General features: G+C 65.3%; 26 protein-coding genes and 1 pseudogene. 10 read left to right on the plus strand and 17 right to left on the minus strand.

The window, feature by feature from the left end; genetic code table 11:
- Window positions 1–53: 53 nt before the first annotated feature.
- Window positions 54–386, plus strand: coding sequence for a hypothetical protein (locus AAA969_RS10800; RefSeq protein ID WP_338246069.1), 333 nt, complete (start codon window positions 54–56; stop codon window positions 384–386).
- 39 nt (window positions 387–425) lie between these two features.
- Here AAA969_RS10800 and AAA969_RS10805 read toward each other — a convergent pair whose 3' ends face one another.
- Window positions 426–935, minus strand: coding sequence for a response regulator (locus tag AAA969_RS10805; protein WP_338246070.1), 510 nt, complete (start codon window positions 933–935; stop codon window positions 426–428).
- A gap of 208 nt (window positions 936–1,143) precedes the next feature.
- Here AAA969_RS10805 and AAA969_RS10810 point away from each other — a divergent pair, with 208 nt between their 5' ends.
- Both AAA969_RS10810 and AAA969_RS10815 read left to right on the plus strand, forming a co-directional pair.
- Window positions 1,144–1,536 carry a DUF3775 domain-containing protein gene (locus AAA969_RS10810; RefSeq protein ID WP_338246071.1) on the plus strand — a complete coding sequence of 131 codons (393 nt, stop codon included), beginning with the start codon at window positions 1,144–1,146 and terminating at the stop codon, window positions 1,534–1,536.
- Between the two features lie 259 nt (window positions 1,537–1,795).
- Window positions 1,796–2,380 (plus strand): lipocalin family protein, encoded by a 585-nt coding sequence (locus AAA969_RS10815; protein ID WP_338246072.1) that lies wholly within the window; start codon window positions 1,796–1,798, stop codon window positions 2,378–2,380.
- A gap of 28 nt (window positions 2,381–2,408) precedes the next feature.
- Here AAA969_RS10815 and AAA969_RS10820 read toward each other — a convergent pair whose 3' ends face one another.
- Entirely contained in the window at window positions 2,409–2,858 is a 450-nt protein-coding gene (locus AAA969_RS10820) for a response regulator (protein WP_338246073.1), read from the minus strand.
- 3 nt (window positions 2,859–2,861) lie between these two features.
- A complete protein-coding gene (locus AAA969_RS10825) occupies window positions 2,862–3,323 on the minus strand; it encodes a response regulator (RefSeq protein ID WP_338246075.1) in 462 nt (153 codons plus the stop codon).
- Between the two features lie 170 nt (window positions 3,324–3,493).
- Here AAA969_RS10825 and uvrB point away from each other — a divergent pair, with 170 nt between their 5' ends.
- Complete coding sequence (uvrB, locus tag AAA969_RS10830; RefSeq protein ID WP_338246076.1) at window positions 3,494–5,659, plus strand: excinuclease ABC subunit UvrB; 2,166 nt, start codon at window positions 3,494–3,496, stop codon at window positions 5,657–5,659.
- Window positions 5,660–6,985: 1,326 nt separating this feature from the next.
- On the opposite strand, the gene AAA969_RS10835 is transcribed toward uvrB, so the two are convergent.
- The gene (locus tag AAA969_RS10835; protein WP_338246077.1) at window positions 6,986–7,537 is read right to left on the minus strand and encodes a hypothetical protein; all 552 of its coding nucleotides are present in this window, start codon (window positions 7,535–7,537) and stop codon (window positions 6,986–6,988) included.
- Between the two features lie 419 nt (window positions 7,538–7,956).
- Between AAA969_RS10835 and AAA969_RS10840 the strand changes: the two genes are divergently transcribed.
- The gene (locus AAA969_RS10840) at window positions 7,957–8,412 is read left to right on the plus strand and encodes a YeeE/YedE family protein (protein WP_338246078.1); all 456 of its coding nucleotides are present in this window, start codon (window positions 7,957–7,959) and stop codon (window positions 8,410–8,412) included.
- On the plus strand, window positions 8,409–8,837 hold the full coding sequence (locus AAA969_RS10845) for a DUF6691 family protein (RefSeq protein ID WP_047157570.1): 429 nt from the start codon (window positions 8,409–8,411) through the stop codon (window positions 8,835–8,837). The genes AAA969_RS10840 and AAA969_RS10845 overlap by 4 nt, the downstream gene beginning before the upstream one ends.
- A gap of 16 nt (window positions 8,838–8,853) precedes the next feature.
- Here AAA969_RS10845 and AAA969_RS10850 read toward each other — a convergent pair whose 3' ends face one another.
- Entirely contained in the window at window positions 8,854–9,816 is a 963-nt protein-coding gene (locus AAA969_RS10850) for a hypothetical protein (protein WP_338246079.1), read from the minus strand.
- A gap of 260 nt (window positions 9,817–10,076) precedes the next feature.
- Between AAA969_RS10850 and AAA969_RS10855 the strand changes: the two are divergent.
- From AAA969_RS10855 to AAA969_RS10870, 4 genes and pseudogenes are all read left to right on the plus strand, one after another.
- Window positions 10,077–10,700 (plus strand): annotated as a pseudogene (locus AAA969_RS10855) (AAA family ATPase); the annotation flags it as partial.
- A gap of 335 nt (window positions 10,701–11,035) precedes the next feature.
- On the plus strand, window positions 11,036–11,545 hold the full coding sequence (locus tag AAA969_RS10860; protein ID WP_338246081.1) for a hypothetical protein: 510 nt from the start codon (window positions 11,036–11,038) through the stop codon (window positions 11,543–11,545).
- Window positions 11,546–11,687: 142 nt separating this feature from the next.
- Window positions 11,688–12,086, plus strand: coding sequence for a hypothetical protein (locus AAA969_RS10865; protein WP_338246082.1), 399 nt, complete (start codon window positions 11,688–11,690; stop codon window positions 12,084–12,086).
- A 46-nt stretch (window positions 12,087–12,132) separates the two neighbouring features.
- Complete coding sequence (locus tag AAA969_RS10870; protein WP_338246083.1) at window positions 12,133–12,507, plus strand: hypothetical protein; 375 nt, start codon at window positions 12,133–12,135, stop codon at window positions 12,505–12,507.
- Between the two features lie 33 nt (window positions 12,508–12,540).
- On the opposite strand, the gene AAA969_RS10875 is transcribed toward AAA969_RS10870, so the two are convergent.
- The 12 genes from AAA969_RS10875 to AAA969_RS10930 form a co-directional block, all read right to left on the minus strand.
- A complete protein-coding gene (locus AAA969_RS10875) occupies window positions 12,541–13,176 on the minus strand; it encodes an LON peptidase substrate-binding domain-containing protein (protein WP_338246084.1) in 636 nt (211 codons plus the stop codon).
- Window positions 13,177–13,213: 37 nt separating this feature from the next.
- Window positions 13,214–13,783 (minus strand): SRPBCC domain-containing protein, encoded by a 570-nt coding sequence (locus tag AAA969_RS10880; RefSeq protein ID WP_338246085.1) that lies wholly within the window; start codon window positions 13,781–13,783, stop codon window positions 13,214–13,216.
- Between the two features lie 50 nt (window positions 13,784–13,833).
- On the minus strand, window positions 13,834–14,346 hold the full coding sequence (locus AAA969_RS10885; protein WP_338246086.1) for a DUF1993 domain-containing protein: 513 nt from the start codon (window positions 14,344–14,346) through the stop codon (window positions 13,834–13,836).
- Window positions 14,347–14,534: 188 nt separating this feature from the next.
- On the minus strand, window positions 14,535–14,924 hold the full coding sequence (csgH, locus tag AAA969_RS10890; RefSeq protein ID WP_338246087.1) for a curli-like amyloid fiber formation chaperone CsgH: 390 nt from the start codon (window positions 14,922–14,924) through the stop codon (window positions 14,535–14,537).
- Between the two features lie 70 nt (window positions 14,925–14,994).
- Window positions 14,995–15,507 (minus strand): curlin-associated protein, encoded by a 513-nt coding sequence (locus AAA969_RS10895; protein WP_338246088.1) that lies wholly within the window; start codon window positions 15,505–15,507, stop codon window positions 14,995–14,997.
- A gap of 218 nt (window positions 15,508–15,725) precedes the next feature.
- Window positions 15,726–16,394: a hypothetical protein gene (locus AAA969_RS10900; protein WP_338246089.1), complete on the minus strand. Its 669-nt coding sequence runs from the start codon at window positions 16,392–16,394 to the stop codon at window positions 15,726–15,728.
- 109 nt (window positions 16,395–16,503) lie between these two features.
- Window positions 16,504–17,379, minus strand: a complete 876-nt coding sequence (locus tag AAA969_RS10905) for a hypothetical protein (RefSeq protein ID WP_338246090.1) — start codon at window positions 17,377–17,379, stop codon at window positions 16,504–16,506.
- A 129-nt stretch (window positions 17,380–17,508) separates the two neighbouring features.
- Window positions 17,509–18,276: a cell wall hydrolase gene (locus tag AAA969_RS10910; RefSeq protein ID WP_338246091.1), complete on the minus strand. Its 768-nt coding sequence runs from the start codon at window positions 18,274–18,276 to the stop codon at window positions 17,509–17,511.
- Window positions 18,277–18,500: 224 nt separating this feature from the next.
- Window positions 18,501–21,173, minus strand: coding sequence for a pyruvate, phosphate dikinase (gene ppdK / locus AAA969_RS10915; protein ID WP_338246092.1), 2,673 nt, complete (start codon window positions 21,171–21,173; stop codon window positions 18,501–18,503).
- Window positions 21,174–21,184: 11 nt separating this feature from the next.
- Window positions 21,185–23,494, minus strand: coding sequence for a glycine--tRNA ligase subunit beta (gene glyS, locus AAA969_RS10920; protein WP_338246093.1), 2,310 nt, complete (start codon window positions 23,492–23,494; stop codon window positions 21,185–21,187).
- A 22-nt stretch (window positions 23,495–23,516) separates the two neighbouring features.
- Complete coding sequence (locus AAA969_RS10925) at window positions 23,517–23,975, minus strand: GFA family protein (RefSeq protein WP_338246094.1); 459 nt, start codon at window positions 23,973–23,975, stop codon at window positions 23,517–23,519.
- A gap of 184 nt (window positions 23,976–24,159) precedes the next feature.
- Window positions 24,160–25,062 carry a glycine--tRNA ligase subunit alpha gene (locus AAA969_RS10930; protein WP_338246095.1) on the minus strand — a complete coding sequence of 301 codons (903 nt, stop codon included), beginning with the start codon at window positions 25,060–25,062 and terminating at the stop codon, window positions 24,160–24,162.
- Window positions 25,063–25,122 lie beyond the last annotated feature (60 nt).

Raw genomic sequence — 25,122 nt, forward strand, 5'->3', positions numbered from 1 at the left:
TGAACGGGTGGAACAAAACGTGTACATCCTGAATGTGTCGCGAGGAGAGAGACATGCCGACCGAGTGGGGAATTCTCTTTCATCTGGATGATGTGCGCTTTGACGCCTATGGCCGTGCGCTGATAGCGGACCAGGCTGCGGCCCGGCGCATGCGGGGCCTCCTGAACCAGGTCGACGCGATCGCCTGCCGATCCGGCTGCGGGGCGCCTTTGAGCTGTGACAGCGCCCTGATCCTTGCCGAGGAACTGACCGGAATCGGACCGGACCTGCTCGTCAACAATGCTGATTTCGCGACCATTATCCGCAAGCGCAAGGCGGTCGGCGCGCTGGAAGCGGTGATCGTGTTTTCGGTCTATCGAAAGGTGGAACTGGACAGCGCGGCCTGACAGCGCGCGGTGATGGCCGGCTCGAGGCGGCGGACGCGCTCAGCTTCCCGAGCTGTTCTCGTCGTCGCCTTCGCGGCGCCAGGGGCCGGCATAGCGCGGGTCCTGGCGACGGCGACGATCCGGCCCGAAATAGGTCGGCGCCTTGATGAAGCGACGCGGGCGCTCGATCAGGGCCGAGATCCGGTGAAACAGGTCGACCGGTCGGACTGGCTTGGCCAGGTACTCGTTCACACCGGCATTGATCGCCTCGATCACCTTGGAGCGATCCGTGTGCCCGGTGACCATGACAATCGGGAGGTATTTGTTGGCACTGTCCGACGCCGTGCGAACGAGGCGAGTGAATTCGAGCCCGTTCAGATCGCCCAGCATGTAGTCGACGAGGGCAAAGTCCGGATTGACGTCGCGCATGGTCTCGAAAGCGTCGGCGGCATCGCGCACCTCGACGATCGTGCGCACGCCAAACCCCTGCAGGATGGTGCGCAGGATGGTCGACATGTGCGCATTGTCCTCGACGATCAGGACGCGGATGCGGTCGAAGCTGCCGGACATGAAATCTCGCAGTGGCGAAAGGGAATCAATGGTCACGCTGATTGTGACCGCGCGGTCTTAACCAAGTCTTGACCGTGCTGGCGCGGCTTGCGCCCGGACAGCTACCGATACCGGCCGGGACCGAGAAATCGGACCATCCCGGCCCGGACTGTGATAGGGTGAGGGCGTTGCGTCGCGTTGATTAGGACAAGCTTGAAAGGGCAAGGTCATGAACATCGCAGAGAAAATGGTGCGCACCCTGATTGACCGGGCCCGCGCCTATGACAGCAAGGAACAGATCGAGGACTACGAGCCGGATCCCGACAGCCACGAGACTGATGCCGTCGACAGCCTGCTCACCGGCGATACCGACCCGATCCGGACCGAGATCGAGGACTGGCTGAGCGCCCTCGACGAGGAAGCCCAGGCCGAACTGGTGGCCCTTTACTGGATCGGTCGCGGCGATTTTGACGGTCCGGACTTCCCGCGCGCCGTCCGCGAGGCGCGCAGCCGGCGCAGCGGCCCGACAGAGGACTACCTGCTCGGCGCCCCCATGCTGGGCGATTATATCGAGATCGGGCTCGACTCCGTGATCGAGGCCAATGTCTATGACGACGCTTGAACGCGGTCTGGAAGGCGAAGCCACCGATGGCCGGACCAACCGGGCCGGCAGACGGCTTGATCGGCACGGCATCCGGGCCATTTTCCCGACCTGACAACAGGCCGGAATATCGGCGCCTCCCGTAATCGGCCGACCACCCGGTCACAGCCCGTCGAGAACCCGCTACGCCCCACCAAGCGACCGCCGGCAAACGGTCGTCAAACACTCAGCCCTGCGACCGCCGACAGGCGGTCGTCCACCAACAAAAAGGACCATGCCCGTGCACCTGAAGACATCGCTTCTCATCCCGCTGGTCGCGGCGACCGCCCTTGCCGGCTGCATGGCCCCACCGCGCGACCGCCTCGCCGGCGACCAGCCGCCGACAACGGTCGAGGCCGTCGATCTGGACCGCTATCTGGGGCGCTGGTTCGAGATCGCGCGGGCCGATCACGGCTTCGAGCGCGGCTGCGACGGGGTGATCGCGGAATATGCCCGCCGGGCTGACGGGATGATCCGCGTCCTCAATTCGTGCTGGAAGGCGGGTCTGGAGGGTCCGGTCAATGTCGCCGAGGGCCGCGCCCGCATCGCCGACCCGCAAAGCAATGCCAAGCTGGAGGTCAGCTTTTTCGGCCCCTTCTTCGGCGATTACTGGATCATCGACCTGGCCGAGGACTATAGCTGGGTCGTCGTGTCCGAACCGGAAGGTCGGTATCTTTGGATCCTCGCCCGCGATCCGCAGCCGGGCGAGCGCTTCATCGAGACCCGCCTCGCTGCGCTTCAGGCCCGCGGTTTCGACACCACCGCGCTGATCTATCCGGAGCAATGGCCGAGCGCCGATGCGGTCCCCGCGGACATGGCCGACTGACGGCGAGGCCAGCTGTCGACAATCCGGATCAGTCTCGCCAGGGCACCTCGCTGGAGCGCTTTGGTGTACCCAGCCTGACCTGCCGGGTACGGATCGCCTCGATAATGCGTTGGCCGAGCCGGTCCGGCATGACGGGTTTCACCAGATAGGCATCAATATCCGCCTGGCGCGCGGCCTGAACGATCCGCATTTCATCATGGGCGGTCAAAAGGATGATCGGCACATCGGTGTTGACTTGGTCTTCCTGCAGCCGCAGCCGCAGGGCTATCGAAATCCCATCATCGCCTTGCAGCCCATAATCGAGCAGGACGACATCGAAGGCAGTTCTCTCGAGATGTTGCCAGGCGGTTTCGCTATCGGCGGCCTCCAGCACATCGGCACAGCCAAGCCGCTCGAGCAGCTTCACGACCAGGCTGCGGATCGCGGCAACGTCCTCGACCACAAGGATGGACAGACCTTCAAGCGATGCACCCGGCATTGATCAGCTCCGTGACGCGCACCTATCTGGCGCTCTGGTCAGCGTTGGAAATATGGCAGAAGGCGTCACTTGGCAACGGGCCAGCCCGGCCATCAGTGTGCCGGGGCTGACCGGCTTGGGCAGGACCGCCGTGATGCCGGCCGCCGCCGCATCGCGGACCAGATGGCCAAATCCGTCGGCGGCGAGCAGGAAGAGCGGCAGCCCGGCCCGGTCGCACTGGCGCGGATCGCTCAGCCGGCGGGCGAGGTCGAGACCGGTCTCCAGCCCGAGGTCATAATCAATCAGGCAAAGGTCCGGACGGCAGGTCCGCGTCATGACGAGGGCCTCCTGACCGTCGGCGGCCTCGAAGACGCGCCCGAAACCCAAGCCGGTGAGCAGGGTCCGGATCACCGTGCGAACCGGGCGGCTGTCATCGACCAGCAGCACCGTCAGGCGGTCGAGCGTAAGCGTTTGGCAAGCCGACATGGCGTTCTCCTCACGGTCACATTAACCCTGTTGTCCTGAACACCCGGCTAACATCCGTTCATACGGTATGCAGGCTCCTGACAGGACGCTGGCAGGGAGGTGGCCCCGTCCCGCCGACGATCACAGCCACCCCACTGGCCCTCGCCCGTCCGGCAGCACATATTCCCCCCATGGCCAAACTGACCCTCGACGACACCCTCACCGCCCCGGAAGATTTCGTGCTCGACACGCTGACCAGAGTTTCGAAGGCGAGTGACTGGACGCCCCACCGTCCCGACCGGCCGGCCAAGTCCGAGGGCGGGCAACGCTTCCAGTGCGTCTCGGAATACTCCCCAACCGGCGACCAGCCGGCCGCGATCAAGGAGCTGGTCGAGGGGCTCAACAGCGAGGAGCGCGACCAGGTCCTGCTCGGCGCGACCGGCACCGGCAAGACCTTCACCATGGCCAAGATCATCGAGGCGGTGCAGCGCCCGGCCCTGATCCTGGCCCCGAACAAGACGCTCGCCGCCCAGCTCTATGGCGAGTTCAAAAGCTTCTTTCCGAACAATGCGGTGGAGTATTTCGTCTCCTATTACGACTACTACATGCCGGAAGCCTATGTGCCGCGCACCGACACCTATATCGAGAAGGAATCGTCGATCAACGAGGCCATCGACCGGATGCGCCACGCCGCCACGCGCTCCATCCTCGAGCGCGATGACGTCATCATCGTCGCCTCGGTCTCCTGCATTTACGGCATCGGCTCGGTCGAGACCTATACGGCGATGACCTTCGAGCTGAAGCCCGGCGATATCGCCGATCCGCGCGCCGTGATGCGCCAGCTGGTCGACCTGCAATACACCCGCAATGACGCCGCCTTCATCCGCGGCACCTTCCGCATTCGCGGCGATAATCTGGAAGTTTTCCCGGCCCACTATGACGACCGCGCCTGGCGGATCGGCTTTTTCGGCGACGAGGTCGAGCAGATCACCGAATTCGATCCGCTGACCGGCAAGACCATGACCGAGCTCAAATCGGTGAAATTCTACGCCAATTCGCACTATGTGACGCCTCGCCCGACGCTCAACCAGGCCATCGTCAAGATCAAGGCCGAGCTCAAGGAACGCCTCGCCTGGATGGAAAGCCAGGGCCAGCTGCTGGAAGCCCAGCGCCTGCAGCAGCGTACCGAGTTCGACCTGGAAATGCTCGGCGCCACCGGCTCCTGCGCCGGCATCGAGAATTATTCCCGCTACCTGACCGGCCGCAAGCCGGGCGAGCCGCCGCCCACACTCTTTGAGTACATACCGGAAGACGCCCTCGTCTTCGCCGATGAGAGCCATGTCTCGATCCCGCAGCTCGGCGCCATGTACAAGGGCGATTACAGCCGCAAAAAGACGCTGGCCGATCACGGTTTCCGCCTGCCGAGCTGTCTCGACAACCGCCCGCTCAAATTCGAGGAGTGGGACGCCATGCGGCCGCAGACCATCTCGGTCTCGGCGACGCCGGGCCAGTGGGAGCTCAACCAGACCGGCGGCGTCTTCACCGAGCAGGTGATCCGCCCGACCGGGCTGATCGACCCGCCGGTCGAGATCCGCCCGGTCTCCACCGATGGCGCGTCGCAGGTCGACGACGTCATCGACGAGGCCCGCGCCACCACGGAGAAGGGTTTCCGCACCCTGGTCACCACCCTGACCAAGCGCATGGCCGAGGACCTGTCCGAATACATGCACGAGCAGGGTCTCAAGGTCCGCTACATGCACTCGGACGTCGACACCGTCGAACGCATCGAGCTGATCCGCGACCTCCGCCTGGGCGTCTATGACGTGCTGATCGGCATCAACCTCTTGCGGGAAGGTCTGGACATTCCCGAGTGCGGCCTCGTCGCCATCCTCGACGCCGACAAGGAAGGCTTTCTGCGGTCAGAGACCAGCCTGGTCCAGACCATCGGCCGCGCCGCCAGAAACGCCGACTCGAAAGTCATCCTCTACGCCGACCGCATCACCGGCTCGATGCAACGCGCCATGGACGAAACCAACCGCCGCCGCACCAAACAGATCGCCCACAACGAGGAACACGGCATCACCCCGAAAACGATCGTCCGCGGCATCAGCGACATCCTGGAAGAAGTCATGGAGTCGCAGGCCAAAGGTCGCGGCGTCGCCGCCAAGGGCCGCAAGAAGGGTGATGGGAAGCCAAAAGGTCTGCGCGAGGCCGATCAGGCAGCCTTCGTGGCCGGGGACAACATGGTCGCGACGATTGCGGACCTGGAGAAGCGGATGCGCGAGGCGGCGGCGGATCTGGAGTTTGAGACGGCGGCGAAGCTGCGGGATGAAATTTTGGCGTTGAAGGGGGAGTAGAGTCTCCCCGGACTTGATCCGGGGCGGTTTCATCCTCCGTTGCCCGCAGGGCGAACGGGGATGAGACAAATTTTGGCGACACACACCCTTCTCCGGTTTGAGCATACCCAATCAGCGGAATCCCACCTCTGACATAACACCACACCCAAACTCTTCGCGCTTCATCGGTGAGGTGGATCGCCGGCTAGGGCCAGACGGAGTGGGTGATGGGCGGTGCATGACGAAACGCTGATGCGTTTCACCCCTTCCAAGCCGTCACTTTGCGCCGGGCCACCTTCCCCATCAAGGGGAAGGACCGGGTGGCGGCCGGCCATCTCCCTACCTCGCCCCTGCCCTCCGTCATCCCACGGTGACCGCGCAGCGGACATCCGGGGGACCTCGGCTTTCCGGTTGATCGCTCGAGCGAGGCGGCGGAGGCAGAACGATCGGCAGGGTGGGTGAGGTCCCCCGGATCGCGGCTTAGCCGCGACCGTGGGATGACGGTGGGAAGCGGGATGGGTCCTCGCCCTCGACAACCGAGGTGGATCGCCCGACCGGGCCAGACGGAGTGGGTGATGGGCGGTGGATGACGAAACGCTGATGCGTTTCACCCCTTCCAAGCCGTCACTTTGCGCCGGGCCACCTTCCCCATCAAGGGGAAGGACCGGGTGGCGGCCGGCCATCTCCCTACCTCGCCCCTGCCCTCCGTCATCCCACGGTGACCGCGCAGCGGACATCCGGGGGACCTCGGCTTTCCGGTTGATCGCTCGAGCGAGGCGGCGGAGGCAGAACGATCGGCAGGGTGGGTGAGGTCCCCCGGATCGCGGCTTTGCCGCGACCGTGGAATGACGGTGCGAAGCGGGATGGGTCCTCGCCCTCGATAACCGAGGTGGATCGCCCGACCGGGCCAGACGGAGTGGGTGATGGGCGGTGGATGACGAAACGCTGGCGCATCTCACCCCTTCCGTCTCAGCGCTTTGCGCTGGCCCACCTTCCCCACCAAGGGGAAGGACCGGGTGGCGGCATGCCCGCTCCTCGCTCCCACACCCTCAATCTCCGTCATCCCACGGTGACCGCGCAGCGGGCAGCCGGGGGACCTCAGCTCTCCGGGTTGATCATCGGGGCGCGCTGGCGGAGGCAGAACGATCGGCAGGGTGGATGAGGTCCCCCGGATCGCGGCTTTGCCGCGACCGTGGGATGACGGTGGGAGATGGAGCGGGGTCTTGTCCGGGCAAGGCGTGGCATCGCCTTTCCTCCCCACAGCATGGGGAGGTGGATCGCCCGGCAGGGCGAGACGGTGGGGTGGCGCCGCAGGTGGCATCGTCCCCGCCTGGCGGGGACGAAAAACTAGCCCGGGAACAGCCACACCCCGATTTCCCGCACGCCCTCACCCTCGCGCACCAGACACATGGCGCTTTCCATGCCCTGGACGTAGCAGGCCATGTCGCGGGCCTCGGCGCGCAGGGTGTCGATGTCGGCGTCGGTGAGGCCGTCGGCGGCGTAGAAGGGGAATTCGACGTCGGCGCCGGGGATGTGGGCGGTGTTGTCGAGATCGGTAAAGGCGCCGAGCCAGTCGGTCAGGGCTTCGTCCATCTGGCCGGGTTCGGCCCAGGCGAGCAGCATCACCTCGTCGGTGGGGAAGATCCCCTGATAGCGTGTCTCGCCGTCCGCATCGACCAGGCTGAGCGTGGCCCTTGTGCGTCCATCCTCGCCGCAGATCGTGACCGCCTCGGCCACCAGTCCGCTGTCCGGATCACCGCCCCAGGGCGCCGACGCGACGAGATCGCAGTCGGCCGAGGCGGCCGGCGCCGCGCCTTTCTGGAGCGCTGCGGCCGGTGCGGCGATGAGGGCCAGGGCGGTGAGGCTGATGGCAAATGTCTGGCTGAGCGTACTGGTCACGGTGATTCCCCTGATTGTTCCGGCACAGGTTAGCGCAGCGAAGATGAGCGGGAAATGAGCGGACCCCGGGAATTCCGCAAAACCGCCGCCCTGCCCGGTGTGATCCGCACAGGCCTGGCCCGGCAGCCGGCGGCAGGGCGTGCGATCTGGTCCAGGGACACTCAACGACCGCCCCTCACGACCTGGCGCATTGGAATCGGGGTGGAGACAGCCCGGGAAAACCCCGCGAGCGGAATGTCGGCGATGTCACGTTATCAAATCAACCGGTTATCGGCATTGGCCGACATCCCGTTCGCCTCCCATGCGGCCGGCGCCTCGCGCGTGCGGCGCCAAACGCCTGCGCGCTGCCGGCTGGCCTCGGCGTCGCGGCGGGCCTAGACTGGCACCAAAGCAGGCCCGTTCGGGGCCGGGAGGCTCACATGGAAAACTTCACACCGGTTTCGGCCCTGATCGGCGGCACGCTGATCGGCTTGTCGGCCGTGATCCTGATGGCATTCAATGGCCGGATTGCCGGGATCAGCGGCCTGTTGGGCTCGGCCCTGTTCGGGGCGACCGGCGACCGCGCCTGGCGGCTCGCCTTCCTGGTCGGCCTGGTCGCCGCGCCGCTGGTCATGCTGGCCCTGCCCGGCAGCGCCCGTCCCGACATGAGCGTCGACATCACCACCAGCTGGCCGCTGCTGGTCGGTGCCGGACTGCTGGTCGGCTTCGGCACCCGGCTCGGCTCGGGCTGCACCAGTGGACACGGCGTGTGCGGCCTGTCGCGCCTGTCGGCCCGCTCGCTGATCTCGGTGCTGGTCTTCATGCTGGTCGGCATGGTCACGGTGACGCTGATGCGCGGCAGCCTGTCCGGCCTGTTTGCGGGAGCGGGCTCATGATGCGCAATCTGGCCGCCGGCCTCGCCGGCCTGATCTTCGGTTTCGGCCTGATCATCGCGCAGATGATCAACCCGGCCAAAGTCCTCGCCTTCCTCGATATTTTTGGCGCCTGGGACCCGTCCCTGGCGCTGGTGATGGGGGCCGGCCTCGTGGTCACGGCGATTGGCTACCGCCTGGTCTGGCGGCGCTCGGGCCCGGTCCTTGGCGGTGAATTCGCCCTGCCCTCGGCGAGCGAGATCGATGGCCGCCTGGCCGGTGGCGCGGTGCTGTTCGGCGCCGGCTGGGGCCTGGTCGGCCTGTGCCCGGGCCCGGCCCTCGCCGTTCTGGCCATCGGTGGACCGCCAGTGTGGATCTTCGGCGCCTCGATGCTGGCCGGCATGGCGCTGTTCCGCCTGGTCCCGGCGCCCGTCGCCAAGGCCGCCTGAGCGGGGCTAGCGTCGGCTAGCTCGTGGTCACCGAGGTGGTGGCGATCATGGTACTGCTCATGATGGCCACCATGACCGCCGTCTGGGCCGCGATCACCGCCGCCATGGCGGAGATGTCGGCACCGGGAACGCCCGGACGTCCGGCGGTCAGGATCTGATGCGCCAGACGGGTGCGCGGCGAGCCGGCACTGCTCCACTTGCGGGGCAGTCGGTCACTGATCGCCGCCATCGCGCGGATGTCGTCCGGGCCAAGCCCCTCGACCGCCCAACTCACCAGCATCGACTTGTCATAGCCATGACGCAGGGCCTTGTGCGCCTTGACCGCCTCGCGCAGCGGCTCGAAGGCGGTGATCGCCTGGTGCGGACTGCGGTGAAGCAGGACGCTGAGCCGTGTCGCCTCGTGGCGATAGGACTTGAAGACGCGATCGGCCTTGAACACCGCCCTCGCCTGCTCGCGCCGCCCGGCCACATCGGTCGGGCTGGCCCCCTCGGCAGCATGAGCGGCGGCGAAGGTGTCGGTGACCGAGACATCGGCCCGCCACCAGGGCGGACGGATGGCCTGCTTGATCGCAAAGAAGCGGGCGATCAGCGTCTCGACCGGCTCGTCTGACAGGGACAGGATCAGGGCCGCGCGGGAACCGCCGCCGAACAGGTGACCGGTGCCACTGGCCTTGCGCGCCGCCTGCAGGGCGTCGCGCAGCTGGAGGAAGCGCTCGAGATCGAGGTTCTGGGCCACCATCATCGCCGCATAGACCCAGCGCAGCGGGCCGGTCGGCGCCTTGTACTGACCGAGACGCTGTTTCAGCGCCTCATGCATCTGGCGGGTCCGCTCGGCGAGTGCGCCCGGGTCGGCCTCAGTGTCGATCGCGCGCAGCAGGGCCGAGGCCGTGAAGGGCAGCGAGTCGGTATCCGGCTTGGGCTTGGCCCCGGCCAGCGCCTCGTTGAGGGCGATATAACGCTTCAGCGCAGCATCAGTCATGCGGCAGTCTCCTCATTCAATCCAGACCCTAACACGCGGCCGGACGACAGGCTGGCGGGACTGGCTGCGCCATCGTCCCCCACACAAAGACACCGCGCGGACCCGAGGAGACGCGGCAGGAAACCGGCACAGTTTCAGACAAATTCGCGGCAAAATCGTCTCAAAACACAAGCCCTGGCTTAGACCTCGCGCAAGACATGCCTGCTTTGATGGAGCGCTAGGAGGTCGCCCGTGTGCGACCGCTCGGGAGAGGGAGCATCATGGCAGGCAAGGCTCAGGTCGTGGTATTCGCGTCGCAGAAAGGCGGGTCCGGCAAGACCACCGTCTCGGCCCATATGGCAGTGCAGGCGGAATTGTCCGGCGCCGGGCCAGTGGCGCTGGTCGACACCGATCCGCAGGGCTCGATGGCGAAATGGTGGAATGCGCGGTCCAGCGCGGTCCCCGCCTTCGCCCGAATCTCGGTTCCCGATCTCGGGCGCGACATCAAGCTGCTCGAGGACGCCGGCTACCGGCTGATCATCATCGACACGCCACCGGCGGTGACCTCGACCATTGCCGAGGTCATTACCCATGCCGACCTGGTCGTCCTGCCGACCCGGCCCAGCCCGCACGACCTGCGCGCTGTCGGTCCGACCGTCGATATCGTCCAGATGCAGAACAAGCCGCTGGTCTTCGTCATCAACTCGGCGACCGCCCGGGCCCGGATCACCGGCGAGACCGCCGTCGCCTTGTCGCAGCACGGCACCGTGGCACCGGTCACCTTGCACCACCGCGTCGATTTCGCCGCCTCGATGATTGACGGCCGAACCGTGGGTGAAGTGTCCGAGACCAGCCGCTCGGCGAGCGAGGTCGCCAATCTCTGGGCCTATCTCGATGACCGGTTGATGCGGATGCGGGCCAGCGACCCGCGCGACCTGCTCGATCGACCGCCCCGGTCGACCTTCGAGGCCGACATCCTGTCACCGGCCACTGCCGGCATGTCCGGGCAAGAGCTCGATGAGGACGAGGACGCGCTGGAGAGCCAGCCCGGCTATGCCCTGGCCGGAACGGCCCCGCCCGCACCACCGCCCGCAGCCTCCGCCAACTCGAACTGGGACGGAATAGACCGGCGTCAGGCCGACACCGGTCCGCCGCCCGGCAAGCCGGACCGCCGGCGCCTCGCCCACCAGCCCTTCGGCCGTCGTTTCACCGCCTGAGCCCCGACAGGAAGGACATCTCCATGAGCGCAAAATATGCCAGCCTTCATGCCGGTCTTCTGGCCCGCAAGGGTGAGGCGTCGCCCGCCATCCCCTCGCCGCTCGGCGGGGTCTCCTATATCGACCAGCCGCAGCGTCGAGATGTGGATCCGCCCCGACTTGAAACGCCCCGCGATGACAGGCGGCGCCAGGACGCCTCCCTGATTGCCCGCAAGGCCGGCCCGTCTGGCCCTGAACCGTCCGGCAGCGAGACCCTGAAAACACCCGCATCCGCCTCGCCGCCGAGCGGGTGTTGCAGCGGGGCGGCGGCCCCCCATTCGCCGCCCCCGCTGCCCCGGCCGGACGCGCCTCTGGACTTCCGCGCCAGCGTCCGCCTGACCGCCGAACAGAAACGCCGGCTGGGCACGGTCTCGGTCCAGATGAACTGGTCGCAGCAGCGAATCCTCGCCATCGCACTGGACGAATGGCTCGACCGCCTGTGCACGACCCAGATGCGCCATTGCGCATGCCTGAAGGCTCGCAACCCGTCGTGAAGGAAAAAACAGCCACCCTTGCCCGACAATCGAGAAAACCCGGACCTTTCACCTATGGTTTTGGATTAAAATTAGCCGAGTCGCCATATTCTGGGCACGATTGTCGCGATAACGGCCCCTTTCGCGGTTAAAGGGAGAGCGCGTGGCTCAGGCTTACTCCATGGAAGGCTTTGAAATTCGCATTGACGGCGGCGTGCTGGAGATGCGGACCGAAGGCACGCGCAAGCCCGAAATGGGTAGCGATCCCGGGCGCTCGTTCGAGTCCTTCCTGGCCAATAGCGACATTTCAGGCGTGCTGTTTGACGTCCGTGGTGCGCAGTATGAGTTCAGCGATCTGGAGTGGGAAGAAAGAGCACGGACGATCTCCCGGGTCTGCCAGTCTTTTCCGACCGCGATTGTCAGCCGGCCAGACCAGGATGCCGCTACCAGACGGGTATTGGACCTGCTCGAGCTTCGCGGCGGGACCGGCCTTTCCTGTCGCTCCCGGCAGGTGGCGCGGGACTGGCTGCAAGAGATGACCGCGCCGTCCGTTCCGGGCTAGCCTCGCCTGAAGGTCCATGCGCCCAGCGATAGAGGCAGCGCACCGCATGACATCAAGTTACTCAATGGAAGGGATGGATCTGCGCCTCAAGGACGGCGTGATCGAGCTCCGGACCCAGGGAGTTCGTGTGGCCGGCGCCGAGAAGACACCGGCACATATCTTCTCGCGGATTGCGAGCGAGATTGATTCGAGCCTGATCCTCTACGATCTGCGCGATGCGACCTATGACCTCTCCGAGCTGGAGCTCGAGGAACGCTACCGGTTCGTTGCTCGGATCTTCAAAGGGTATCGCGTCGCCTACGTCATCCACAAGGATCAGACCGCTCTGGCGCAAAAGGCCTGCGAGGCCCATGCCCGCCTTGGCGACGCGGCATCCCACTTTACTTCCCTGGGCGCAGCACGCCGCTGGCTGAAGCGCTAAGCGAAGCGCCTCTCCCGCGCTCGGATGTCAGGCCTACTGCATTGATCCGTCTGCACCGCCGGCGATCCTGACGGCGAGGAGGTCCTGCATCAGATCCAGCCGGGCGACCGGATCGGCAGCTTCCAACAGGGCCTGCCGCTCGTCAGCCGGGAAAGGGGCGGACATGGAAAGCTGGTCGATCAGGGTCGCAAGCGGCGCATCGCGCAGCGTGCTCCAGTCCGCCGCCAGATGCTCCGCCTTGAACCAGGCCTGCAGCAATTGCAGAAGCCTGTTCCGGTCACACTCCGGCTCTCGCCGCGGCAGAAGGTCAGCGGCGTAGGGCGTGTAATCCGGCTCGGCGACCCGATAAGGCGTTGGCGTATCCAGTTCGCGCTTGAGGCGGAAACGGCTGACCCCGACCAGCGTGATCAGATAGCGACCATCGTCGGTTTCCTGGAACTGCTGGAGCCGGCCGGCGCCGCCGATCCGGGCGAGATTCGGGCGCGTCGCGTCCGAGCCGGTGCGCGACTGGATGATGCCGATATGGCCGCCCTCACGCTGGACGTCATCCAGCATGTTCAGATAGCGCGGCTCGAACACGTTGAGCGGCAGCAGCTCGCCGGGCAGGAGGATGGCACCGCCCAGGGGGAAGAGCGGCAGGCGATCGGGCAGGTCAGGGTATTGGCTCATGAGAGCGACATAGGGCTGCGGGGTCGGCCTGCCAAGGTCACGGCCGCGCTTCGAAGGCATCACAGGGTTCATTCAGCTGTCGATGGCAGCCGGCCTCCACCCAGGGCTTCAATCGCCCGTCGATAAAATGGAGCCAGACCGAACGGACCGCACCGGCGACCTCGGCGTCCACCTCCCCGGCCATCCGCAGATCAACGGTAAAACGGGTCGCGCTGCCGGTCTCGGTCTGCGTTTCCGCGAGCGTCCAGCTGGTTACCATGTCAAACGCCCGGCCCGACAGGCCAAGCGGTCCATGCAGGCGGAGCTGGTTGGGTGCCTGCACGAAGATCACCCGGGCATGCAGCATGCCATCGTCGGATCCCGGTTCGAAGCGCTCGTAAAAGCGGCCATCGAAGCGGGGTTCGATCACCATCTCGGCCGGGTCCGGCCAGTAGCTGTGGTCCCACCATCCGGTCACATCACCGGTCGCGGCGTCAAAGACCTCGCTGACCGGGGCATCGATCTCGACGGTGAAACGGGTGGAAAAGCCCTGCGGCTCAAAGGGTTCAATGACGGGCTCAGCCTGTTGCAGGCTGGCCGTCAACACGATCGCGGCAAGAATGGACATGCGACACTCCCCGATTATCGGGAAAGGCTAGCGCCGCATGTCCGATAGCGCTAGCGGCTCATGCCCATCATGTCGGCCTTGCCCAGCGGCGCACCGAGTTGACGCAGGATATTGTAGGCCGTCGAGGCGTGGAACAGCGCGTTGGCAATCACGAAGTTCTGGAGATAGGCCTGACGCGGCAGGGTCATCTCGCGATCACGGCCGGCCGGGAAGGTAATGCTCGCCTCGGGATCGGCATCGATGACGCCGGTATCAAGGGCCCAGACCGCCTCACGTGCCTTGGCGATCCGCGCCCGCAGATCGGCAAAACTGGTCTCTTCGTCCGGCAGGGAGACCGGATCGACACCGGCAAGCCGCGACATGCCGCGCACGGTAAAATCGGAAACCAGCTGGACCTGGCGCGCCAGGGAGAACATGTCCGGCGACAGCCGCCAGTTCAGCCAGACACTGTCCTCAACGCCCTTCTCTTTTGCGTAGGCCTCGCCCTTGGCGAGTATGCCGTCGAGCGCGCGATAGACTTGGTCGAGCTGTGTCATTGCAACGGATGACAAGGTGATGGTCATGATGCTTGGTCTCCCCACTGATTGGTGTCGCACAAGTGGGGAGCCGGCACCGGATCGGCAAGATGCGCCGCCTGTGACGCGCCGCCGACACGCATCCGGAACGCACAAACCGGGAGCCGCAGGGCGGCATCCCGGTCATGCTGGTCGATTGCGGTCGAGGGACAGGATCACCGGATCCGTCGCCGGTATCAGGCGCGCTCGCCCCAGCGGCAGAGCAATTCGCCCTGCGCACTCCAGGTCGAGAGGCTGGCGTTGAAATCGGTCTCCATGTCGAGGGTCACATCGGACAGGATGATGGCCCGTTCACCGAAGGGTTCGATATCGCCGGCCTGGCGGATGTCGAAGGAACCGCCACCGGTCCGCTGTGTGATCACCATGTCCCAGGTGGAGCCGGCCTCAGGCCCGCTCCAGGCCGTGATCACGAGACCATCAGCCGTCTCGGTCAGGTCGATGCCGCAGGCGGCGCCGGTATCAAGCTCGGCGAGACGTGCCTCGGCTGGGGCGCCGTCCACTTCGACCGCGAACCAGATGCTGGCCAGTGCCGCCAGCGAACTCAGGGAAATCAATTTCATACCCATGTCAGCCTCCTTGGCTGGGGCGGCCCGGTCGGCGCAGCGGCGAGAGGCCGCTGCGCCCGGCGGGGTCGTCCTAGTGGTCGCCCTGGATGACCAGGGTCACATTACCGGAACCGGTCTGGCGAACGTGGGCCGACTGGCCATTGCCAACCTGGATCACGCCGGCGGCATTGTTGTTGCCGTACTGGTCGGTGGTCGCCGTGTTGTTGCGGCCCATCTGGGACACACCAACGATGTTGCGGCTGCCGGTCTGAACGCTCGAAGCGTAGTTGTTGCGGCCTTGCTGACCGAGAACCGCGTCATTGTGGCGGCCATACTGGTCAACATGCGCTTCGTTGTAGCGGCCATTCTGGCCAACCGTGGTGCCGTTGTGGGCGCCGTCCTGGATGACCGTGACGTACTGGCGCTCACCACGCTGGTTGATCACCATGCGCTGACGGTAGCCCGTCTGGCGGCCGGCGATTTCGTTCTGATAGCCCTGCTGGGCGATCGAGACGCGGTTGCGCGACTGAGCGTCGGCAGCACCGACCGTCCCGAGGATGGAAACTGCCGCAAGGGCGCTGGCGATGAGAAAGCGGGTCTTCATGATGAATACTCCATTTGTGCTGGCCGACGCCCGATGCATCGAAGCCTGACCTCTGTTTTAAAGAGGGGTGGATGAGTGAATGCTGAGGGAAGCATTCATAGTCAGAACAGGTAGATGAACGGACCGGGGCATTCTGTTCATGTGTCTGATCGACATAAGAAAAAGGCCCGCCACTGCGAACAGGGCGGGCCAGTTTGGGGTCGGAGAGAAAAGTCGGATCAGTCGTAGCGGCACTGGGCCGGACGGGCCGCGCGAAGGCGGGCACATTGGGCGGCGGTCAGCCGGCGCGGAGCCGAGGCATCCGACTCCCGCGCAGCCGTCACGGCGGCCAGGCGGTCCCGGGCCTGCTGGGCCGGCGTGGGGCCAGTGACCGGAACATGGACAGAGCGTGCACGGACTGCCGGGCGCACACCGTCCAGCAAGGCCATCGGCATGATGTTCACTTCATGGGTCGAACAGGTCAGTCGCCCGGCATTGTCATAAACCGCCAGCGACCCTTCCAGCATGGCATCCTGGCCGAGCTCGGCATCACGCAATTCATCCATGCCGCGATAGCCCCCGGCCACGACATAGCCGAGTGCGAAATGGTTGCGGGCCAGGGCGGTGTCGCGTGTTCCGTTACCGGAGAAGCGGCCGCTCAGGCGCAGGTCGAGATCACTCGTCGGAATGGCCTGGTAGAGGTGGAAGACATAGGAGCCGCTCAGGCGCGCATCAGCCTTGGGCACGGCGACACCGCCGGAATTGGACAGGTAGACCTGGATGCCGCAATCGCGACCCGGCCGCAGATCAATGCCACCGCGGCTTTGCGCCTCAGCGCCGGACGGCAGGGCGGAGATCAGGGCAGCGCCGATGGCCACCGCGCTGGCAAAGGATTTGAAACAGGTCATGGGCAGCTCCCTTCCGGATTGAGGTCCGTTCTGGAGCTGACACTAGGGCCAACAAGATGAGGCAAGGCTGAGCGGCGGGTTCAGCCCGCGTTCATGCACGCGGCGAGGCTCAGCGCGCCATCGCCGCTTCGACCGGCTGCGGCAAGAGCACCGACGCTTCCACCGTATTGCCGATGCCAAGATAGTTGATCTGCCCGAAGCCCATCGACTTGGCCAGCTTGATCCCCTTGCCGCGATAGCCGGCCCGGGAGGGGTCTGCCATTTCCGCGGTCTCGGCATCGATTCCCTCGCCATCATCCTGGATCAGGAAGGACAGGATACGCCCACCACGCTGAAAGCGGAGACTGACCCGACGCCCGGCAAACTCTCGTTCGGCCATGCGCTTGACCAGCTTGCGATCCCAATTGCCCTCGGCCAGACCCTTGGCCTTTTCGGTCGCATCGAAGCCGAGATTGCCGTGCTCGATGGCATTGGCGAGGAGGACGTACAAGCCGACCGACGTCGCGCAAGGGCGCGGCGTGGCGCGGCCCAGCAGGATGGCAACATCAGCGGCCTGCTCACGGGTCTGGATCGAGAACTCGCCCATTGCCAGCGACTGCGTGGCACCGAGGCCGATGCCGGCTTCGGCGGGAATGGCCAGCTCGTGGGAGCGAAAGGCGCGCAGACCGTCGATCGCATTGGCCAGCGTGCCGGCGTCGGCGTCATGATCGAGGAAAATGTCGGCCCCGGCCCGGCGTGTCCCGGCGGTCACCAGCAGGGAGCGCTGCTTCGGCGCCGCATTCTTGCGCGCTTCGGCGATCCGGGCGGCGTGGGCGTCGTCAGCGACGATGATCGCGACCGGCCCTTCGTCATCCATGGTCGGACCCATATAGACCGTCATGCCCAGCCCCTTGGCCAGCGCCCGTGAGAGCACGCGCGTCCGGTTGCTGTCGCTCATGCACAGCCAGAGGCGGTCAGGGGTATTGTGGGTATGGGCGATCGCCATGCGTGCGGTCTCCGCGGAACGTTCAAAGGCACTCGGTCAGAACGCACACACTAGAAACAAGACATTAACAATGAATTTGGCGCGACGGGGTTGGTTCAGAGCGCCGGAGAGCGGCGCGGCAGGGTTAGCCTAGGCGTCGCGTTCGCGGACAATGCCGGCCGCGCGCTCACGGCGTGTGGGGAAGCGGTAGAAGACATGCGTCCCGATCCGGCGCGTCCGCACCAGATTGTCATTCCAGTACGGATCAACAGCGACGGTGTGATAATGCGTGGCGCGACGCGTCACATCGCGGCCAAAGCCCATATAGGCGTGCTGGGCGACCAGCTGGGAGCGGCGCCAGGCACGGCCACGGGCTTCGCGGACCATGGATCCGTCGCAGGTAAAGGTGAACTGGCAGCCGGTCGTGCGCTCGGAGCCTTCATAGACCACGCCACAGATGGTGTCGGGATAATGCTGGCTGTCGACGCGGTTCAGGATCACCTGGGCAACCGCGAGCTGACCGACAAAGCCTTCACTGCGGGCTTCGTAATAGATCGCCTGGGCCAGGCAATCGACCTGGGCGCTGATCCCGGCCGCATTCTGGAAATGCGAGCTGTCAAAGGTGCGCAGGTCATCGAGCGGGCGAGCGATGAGAACCGCACCGGCCTCGCTGTCGGCTTCCAGCATCAGGGAGGCAACGCGAAGCTGTTCCGGCGCGTGCCAGCCGGCATCGACATCACCGGCATGCAGATAGCGCGAGGCCATGGCTTGCCAGATCAGGGTCTCGTCCTGGGCACGGGCCCGGGCGGAGGCCAGGTTCAGGAGCAGGACCGTCAGCGCGCACAGCGTCAGGGTCGCCAGCATATGAAATACTGTCGCTACCTGCTTTTGCTGGCTGCGTGCCGCATCGAGGTCCATCCGGTCTCCGTATTTCCTGTCCAGCGTCAAATGCGACCTTTCACGAATCGTGCCGTCTTGCGACGAGATTACCATGAAGCGCCGTATCTGAATCCTTCGTGAAACGAGCGCGCCTCTCTATGGGAGGGGATGATAGCGGTCAAGCCGGGCACCGGGTTACAAATAAGAAAATACTCGCCTCCCGCAAGGGAGGCGAGTTTTTCGTACGCGATTCCAGTTGGATACTATTGTCGGCGCAAGCGGGCCTGGGCCGCCGCGAGGCGCGCAATTGGCACGCGGTATGGCGAACAGGACACATAATCGAGCCCGGTTTCCTCGCAGAAATCGATCGAGGACGGGTCCCCGCCATGCTCGCCGCAAATGCCCAGCTTGAGCTCCGGACGGGTGGCCCGGCCGCGCTCGACGGCGATTCGCACCAGATCCCCGACGCCGTCGCGATCGATCGTGACGAAGGGATCCTTCTCGAGAATACCGGCCTCGATATACTCGCTCAGGAACTTGCCGGCATCGTCACGCGACAGGCCGAACGTGGTCTGGGTGAGGTCATTGGTGCCGAAGGAGAAGAATTCGGCATCCTCGGCGATCTTGCCCGCCATCAGCGCCGCGCGCGGCAGCTCGATCATGGTGCCGATCAGGTATTTCGGCTTGCCACCGGTCTCCTCGGCGACCGCCTTGGCGACCCCGGCGACGCGCGCCTTGAGGATGGCCAGCTCGGCCGGTGCCGCGACCAGCGGGATCATCACTTCGGCGAGCGGCTGGAAGCCGGTCTCCTTCTCGACCGCAACCTGGGCCTCGAAAATGGCCCGCGCCTGCATCTCGTAGATTTCCGGATAGGTGATGCCGAGCCGGCAGCCGCGATGGCCGAGCATCGGATTGCTTTCGGCGAGGTCACGCGCCCGCGCCATCAGCTGGTCGGCCGGCAGGCCGGTCGCCTTGGCGACGTCCTTCACGTCTTCCTCGGTGTGCGGCAGGAATTCGTGCAGCGGCGGGTCGAGCAGGCGGATCGTGCACGGGCGCTCGCCCATGATGCGGAAGATCTGCGCGAAGTCATCGCGCTGCATCGGCAGTATCTTGTCCAGCGCCGTGACGCGGCCGTCCTGGTCGTGCGACAGGATCATCTCACGCACGGCGGCGATCCGGTCGGCCTCGAAGAACATGTGCTCGGTGCGGCACAGGCCGATGCCTTCGGCACCGAACTCGACAGCGGTCTGGCAATCGGCCGGGGTCTCGGCATTGGTGCGGATCTTCATCCGGCGAGCCTTGTCGGCCCACACCATCAGCTTGCCGAAATCACCGGTCATTTCCGGCTTGATCATCTTGGCTTCGCCCATCAGGACCTGGCCCGACGCGCCATCAATGGTGACCATGTCGCCATCCTTGACGATCCGGCGACCGACCGCGAACTGCTTGTTGGCGTAGTCGATCTTGATCTGTCCGGCACCGGAGACGCAGGGACGCCCCATGCCGCGCGCCACCACGGCAGCGTGCGAGGTCATGCCACCGCGCGCCGTGATGATGCCTTCCGCAGCATGCATGCCGTGAATGTCTTCCGGCGAGGTCTCGATACGGACCAGGATAACCTTCTCGCCCGCCTTGGCACGTTCCTCGGCCTCGTCACTGTCGAACACCACGCGCCCCGAGGCGGCGCCCGGCGAGGCCGGCAGGCCGGAGGTCAGGATGTCACGCTCGGCCTTGGGATCGAGCGTCGGGTGCAGGAGCTGGTCGAGCTGGGCCGGGTCGACCCGCATCACCGCCGCGTCGGTCGAGATCAGACCTTCCGATGCCATGTCGACGGCGATCTTCAGCGCCGCCTTGGCAGTGCGCTTGCCATTGCGGGTCTGCAGCATCCAGAGCCGGCCGCGTTCGACCGTGAACTCGATGTCCTGCATGTCGGTATAATGGCGTTCCAGCTTGTCGAAGACGGCGGCCAGCTCGGCATAGCTCTCCGGCATCGCCGCTTCCATGGACGGATTGTCGTCGCCCATCTTCTCGCGCATCGCCTCGGTCAGACATTGCGGCGTGCGGATGCCGGCGACCACGTCCTCGCCCTGGGCATTGACCAGGAATTCGCCGTAATAGCCGCTCTCGCCGGTCGACGGATCGCGTGTGAAGGCCACACCGGTCGCCGAGGTCTCGCCCATATTGCCGAACACCATGGCCTGGACATTGACCGCCGTGCCCCAGCTCGCCGGGATGTCGTGCAGGCGGCGATAGGTCTTGGCGCGCTCTGTCATCCACGAGCCGAAGACGGCGCCGATCGCGCCCCACAGCTGTTCGCGCGGATCGGCCGGGAAGTCGCGGCCCAGCTCGCGGGCGGCGGCCTTCTTGTACTCGGCGACGATCATTTCCCAATCGTCGGCCGACAGCTCGGTGTCGAGGGAATAGTCGTTATCGTCCTTGAAGCCGTCGAGAATGTCCTCGAAGACGGCATGGTCGACGCCCAGAACGACGTCGGAATACATCTGGATGAAGCGGCGATAGCTGTCATAGGCGAAGCGGCGGTCACCTGACAGCTTGGCCAGACCCTCGGCGGTCTCGTCATTGAGACCCAGATTGAGCACCGTATCCATCATGCCCGGCATCGAGGCGCGGGCGCCCGAGCGGACCGAAACCAGCAGCGGGTTGGCCGGATCGCCGAACATCTTGCCAACGGCGCCTTCCAGCTTGGCGAGCGCCGCCTCGACCTGGGCTTTCAGCGTGTCGGGATAGGCCTGGTTATTTTCGTAGTAGGCCGTGCAGACTTCTGTGGTGATGGTGAAGCCCGGCGGGACCGGCAGGCCCAGCTTGGCCATCTCGGCCAGATTGGCCCCCTTGCCACCGAGCAGCTCGCGCATCCCGGCCTCGCCTTCGCTGTCGCCGCCGCCAAAGGCGTAAACCCACTTGGTGTCAGTCGTCATGGAAAGAGCCCCTAGCCTGAAATCTTGTCGAAATCGGCGACGGCGCGAATGGCCGTGCGAATTGCGGACAATAAGAGAAGTCGGTTGCGGCGCAACGCGCCGTCGTCCGTGTTAACGGTCACGTCGTCGAAAAACGCATCAATCGGTGCACGGAGCGAGGCCAGCGCCGTCATCGCGGCGGCGAAGTCTTCCGCTTCCAGCGCTTTTGTTGCCGCCGGACCTGCCGACGCGAGCGCCGCGATCAGCGCGCGCTCGGCCGATTCGGGCGCATTCGCGAGATAATCCGCATCCGGCTCGCCGGAGAGGTCGTCCTCCGACTTGGCGAGAATGTTCGACGCCCGCTTGTTCCCCGCCAGCAGCGCCGCGCCATCCTCGGTATCGAGGAAAGCCTGCAGGGCGCGCGCCTTGGCTGTCACCCGGACGAGATCGTCATCGCCTAGCGCGAAAACGGCGTCGATGACGTCATGGCGGATGCCTTCATCGCGCAGGTGGACTTTGAGGCGGTCTGCGAAGAAGGCGAGGAGGTCGTAAGGAGCATCCGCATCGCCGAAACACTGGTACGGCACCGCAACAAGGTCTTCACTTCCGGCGTCACGCCACCCTGTCAGCGACTTGGCGACGTTCCAATCGGGCGCGGCGCCGCCGCCACCGGCACTACGATCTAACTGGTCAAACAGGTCGCGATCATCATTTCTCGCCGCGACCAGCAGGGCATCCATCAGCGAGCGGCCACTCGCCATCTGAAGCGGGTATCGTCCGGCGGTCGATGTCAGGGGGAGACGGATGTCGCCATCCAAGCAAATCTTGATCACGCCCAGCGCCGCCCGGCGCAGGGCAAACGGATCTTTCGAGCCTGTCGGCTTCTCGTCGATCGCCCAGAAGCCGACCAGCGTATCGAGCTTGTCCGCCATCGCGACGGCAGCTGAGATCGGTGCGGTGGGTACCTCATCGGACGGCCCCTGCGGCTTGTAGTGGTCCTTGATCGCATCCGCGACCGCGGCGTCCTCACCCTGGTCGAGGGCGTAATAGCGGCCCATCGCGCCCTGCAGCTCGGGGAATTCATAGACCATTTCGGAGACCAGATCGGCCTTGGCCAGGCGGGCGGCCTTTTCGGCCAGGTCCGGATCGGCACCGACGACCGGGGCCAGTTCGCGGGCCAGGGCGGCGACGCGTTCGACCTTGTCAGCCACCGTGCCCAGCTTCTCGTGGAAGGTCACTTTCGACAATTGCGCCGCCATCTCGGAGAGCGGCGTCTTGCGGTCATTGTCCCAGAAGTGGCGGGCGTCCGACAGGCGGGCCGAGAGAACGCGGGCATTGCCGGCGGCAATCGCCACGCCGCCATCGGGGGCAACCTGGTTGGCGATGGTGACGAATTTGGAGACCAGCTCGCCGGACTTCGGATCGCGCACCGCGAAGTATTTCTGGTGCGTCTTCATGGTCAGGGTGATGACTTCCGGCGGCAGATCGAGAAAGTCCGGATCCATCTCGCCCAGCACCGGCACGGGCCATTCCACCAGCCCGGCGACCTCGGTCAGAAGGCCGGCATCCTCGACCAGTTCAAACCCAGCATCGGCGCAGACCTTGCGCGCGCCCTCTAGGATCAGCGTCTCGCGGACAGCACGGTCCAGCAGGACATGCCCCTCGCCTTCCAGCACGGCTTTATAGCTGGCGAAATCCGACACGGTGAACGGCCCGCGACCCATGCGGCGATGGCCTTCGGTGACATTTGAGGCCGCAATACCGAAAACATCAAAATCAACGACCTGGCCATCAAACAAGCAGAGAAGGCGCTGAATTGGGCGGACCCAGCGGGGAGTTTCTCGAACCTCGAAGCGCGGCTGCGTGAAATCCAATGAAAGTGTTGGGCCGCGCCCTTCGGGATCGGCCTGATGGGGCCACTTCATCGATTTCGGCCAGGGAAAGGCCTTGATCACCTCGGGGATCGCCTCGGCGATGACCTCGGCGGTGGCCCGGCCCGGCTTTTCGATGATGGCCACCCAGAAACTGCCCTTCTTGTCCTCGCGCTGTTCGCACTGGTCGAGACTGTCGACCCCGGCGCCGCGCAGGAAGCCCTGCACCGCCTGCTCGGGCGCCCCCACGCGCGGGCCCTTGCGCTCTTCACGGACATCGGCGGTCTTCACCGGCAGGCCGTCAATCACCAGACCAAGACGGCGCGGACCGGCAAAGGTCTTCAGCGAGGTCCACGCCAGACCCGCCGCCTTGAGCTTGTCGCCCAGCAGCTTTTCCAGATCGGCCTCGGCGCGCGGTTGCATGCGGGCCGGGATTTCCTCGCAGAAGATTTCAAACAGGAGTTCGGACATCTATCGGTCTTTCAATCTCGCCCTAGGCGTATTCCTGGTCGGCATAGCGCTGCATCAGCGCGAAATAGCCGTCATCCGGCGCGGTTTCATAGATCAGCGCGTCACGGTCGAAAATCATCCAGCCCTGGGCCGACTTGACCCAGATATGACCGACCGGCTCGAGCTTGGCCCGCTCGTCCAGCGTCCCCGCCTTGAGCGACAGGGCCGGACGCCCGGCCGTGTCATGGGCAATCCGCGTCCCGCAATCGCCACAGAAATGGCCGAGCTTTTTCGACTTGCCCGTCGTCGGGATTTCGAAGACGGCGACCTCACCCTGCAGATATTTGAAGCCGTCGCGCGGCACCAGCATGGACAGGCCGAAGGCCGAGGCGGTTTGCTGCTGGCAGCTCGTGCAATGGCAGGCGTAAAGCGTCAGCGGGTTCTCGCTGATCTCGAACCGGATCGCGCCGCACTGACAACCGCCCTGAAGGGGGAGTTTCATGGGAGGGTCCTCATGCCGCTGGCCGATAAACACGCATTGTCATCCCGGACGCACGGTGCGCGCCGCGCTGTCACGGACGGAAGAACTGTGCGCCTGCCAGACTGATGCGTACAGGTCCCGGCTCTTCGCCCCGCATGCGCGGGGCATCCGGCCGGGATGACAAATGATGCGGTGAGCGAGATCATCACTCGGCCGCCTCCACCCGCGCGCGCTCGCTTGTCACCCAGGCTTCCGCACAGCCCTTGGCGAGCTCGCGGACTCGGGCGATCCAGCTGGCGCGTTCGGCGACGGAGATAGCGCCGCGGGCGTCGACTAGGTTGAAGAGGTGGGAGGCTTTCAGGCAGAAATCATAGGCCGGAAGCGGCAGCGGCTTGTCGAGCGACAGGAGCGCCTTGCACTGGTTTTCCGCGCCCTTGAACCATTCGATCAGCATGTCGACATCGGCATGCTCGAAATTGAATTCGGAAAACTGTTTCTCGGCTTCCAGAAAGACGTCGCCATAGCTCAGCGCTTCTGACCCCGTGGCGCCGTTGAAGTCGAGATCGTAGACGTTTTCCACGCCCTGGACATACATCGCCAGGCGCTCGAGCCCGTAGGTCAGCTCGCCGGAAACAAGGTCGACATCGAGACCGCCGACCTGCTGGAAATAGGTGAACTGGCTGACTTCCATGCCGTCGCACCAGACTTCCCAGCCCAGCCCCCAGGCGCCGACGGTCGGGTTTTCCCAGTCGTCTTCCACGAAGCGGACATCATGCAGGTCGCGATCAATGCCGATGGCGTCGAGCGAGCCGAGATAAAGGTCCTGGATGTCGGCCGGGCACGGCTTCAGGAGGACCTGGAACTGGTAATAGTGCTGCAGCCGGTTCGGGTTCTCGCCATAGCGGCCATCGCCGGGACGGCGCGAAGGCTGGACATAGGCGGCGCGCCAGGGGCGCGGTCCGAGCGAGCGCAAGGTGGTGGCCGGATGCAGGGTCCCGGCGCCGACCTCGACGTCATAGGGCTGCAGAATGGCGCAGCCCTGCTTGGCCCAATAGGCCTGGAGACGGAGGATGAGCTCCTGGAAGGAGGGCGCTTTTTCGGCCGCCATGATGTTAATTCCCGCTGGAAAAATCGAGATCAAGAAATCGCGCGGACACTAGGCAAGTCA

Origin of the sequence: Maricaulis maris (genome assembly GCF_036322705.1) — a bacterium.
Lineage (GTDB): Bacteria > Pseudomonadota > Alphaproteobacteria > Caulobacterales > Maricaulaceae > Maricaulis > Maricaulis maris_B.